The sequence below is a fragment of the Streptomyces torulosus genome (assembly GCF_001419765.1).
Taxonomy (GTDB): domain Bacteria; phylum Actinomycetota; class Actinomycetes; order Streptomycetales; family Streptomycetaceae; genus Streptomyces; species Streptomyces torulosus.
Genome location: NZ_LIRK01001033.1, coordinates 1 through 1672, shown reverse-complemented (window position 1 = coordinate 1672; position 1672 = coordinate 1). Strand labels below are relative to the sequence as shown.

The following is a 1672-nucleotide window of genomic DNA, read 5'->3' as shown; positions in this document are numbered from 1 at the left end:
GCCGCCGACCAGTACCGGGCGGTGACGGCGGGCTTCGCCGCCCAGCGTGAACTCACCAAGCAGGCGCTGGGCGCCGGTCCCGAGGGGGTGCTCGCCGCGCTCGCCTCACAGGTCGACGGGTGGGCCGCGCTGTACGACGCCTCCGGTGCCGTGGTGGCCGCGGCGCCCGAGTGGGCGGAGCGGCGGGCCGGGCGGCTCACCGCCGACGTCGAACGGCTGCGGGACCGGCCCGCCCCGGCCAGCGCGGTCGTCGGTGGCGAGGACCGCGTCGAGCTGCACTCCCTCGGCACCGGGCGGCGGGCCCGCGCCGCGCTCGCCGTGGGCACGGCCGCCGCGCTGGGCACCGCCGAGCGGTACGCCGTCCACTCCGCGATCGCGCTGCTGACGCTGACGACGGAGAGGTCCCGCTCGTTGCACGCCGCCGAGCAGCGGATCGGGGTGGCGGTGCTGCGGATGCTGCTGGCCGGGGAGTCGGACCACGCGCGGGCCGTCGCCGGGGACCTGTACGGGGAGCTGCTGGACGCGCCGTTCCGGCTGATCCTCGCCGAGTCGGGCTCCGCGTCGGCGGCCCGGGCGCGGGCGGAGGGCGTGGTCGGCCCGACCGGTGCGTCGACCGGGAGCGGCGCGGCCGTCGGCGGTGGTGGTGGGGCCGGGAACGGTGGCGCCGCCGGGAGCAGCGGGACGGCCGGCCGGGAGAGCGGGCGGTACCGGGCCGCCGCCTTGGCCGCCGCCACGGCGAACGGCGACCCGCTCGCGCAGCTCGCCGAGGTCGTCGAGGCGGCGGCCGCGCGGGCCGGGGAAGCCGTGCTTGTCGTGCCCGAGGGGGAGCGGCTCGTCGTGCTCGCCGTGGACGGGGGCGCGGCGGTGGCCGCGTGCGGGGAGTTCGCGGCGGCGCTGGAGACGGCACGGGCGGCGACCGCGCGGGGCGCGGGGGCTACGGGCGGGACGTCGGCGGCTGCGGGAGCGCCCTCGGCCGCGGCCGGTCCCGCGGTCTCGGCCGGAGGCCCCGGCGCGGGCCCGGCTCCCCTGTCGGCCTCGGCGGCGGGCGCTGCCGCGGCATCCGCGTTCTCCGAGGAGGAGGAACTGGTCGTCGGCCTCTCCGCGCCGGCCGGGCCCATAGCGGTCTCGGCCGCGTACAAGCAGGCCGAGCAGGCTCTGTCGGTGGCGCGGCGGCGGGGGCGATGCCTGGTCGAGCACGAGGAACTGGCGGCCGGGTCCGTGCTGCCGCTGCTCGCGGACGACGCGGTGCGGGCCTTCGCGGACGGGCTGCTGCGCGCGCTGCGAGACCACGACGCGACCGGGCGGGGAGATCTGGTCGCCTCGTTGCGGGCGTGGCTGTCGCGGCACGGGCAGTGGGACGCGGCTGCGGCGGACCTCGGGGTGCACCGGCACACGTTGCGGTACCGGATGCGGCGGGTGGAGGAGATCCTCGGGCGGTCGCTGGACGACCCCGATGTACGGATGGAGCTGTGGCTGGCGTTGAAGGCGACGTCCGCGGCGGGGGAGTGACCGGGGGGTTCCTCGCCCCCGCCGCCCCTACCCGTCCCTTTCCTACGTGCGGGTGGGTGGGGGCTGGTCGCGCAGTTCCCCGCGCCCCTGAAGACGGCCTGCGGCCCCTTCGCCAAAAAGCGAGGGCCGCAGGCCCCGCTTTTTGAGGGGCGCGGGGAACTGC

1 protein-coding gene is annotated in these 1672 nt (G+C 78.7%); it reads left to right on the top strand.

Features of this window, described 5'->3' with window-relative positions; all coding sequences use genetic code 11:
* Positions 1-1509: PucR family transcriptional regulator (locus tag AOK23_RS49160; protein ID WP_055717904.1), on the top strand; the 1509-nt coding region annotated here is incomplete at its 5' end.
* Between the last annotated feature and the right edge of the window lie 163 nt (positions 1510-1672).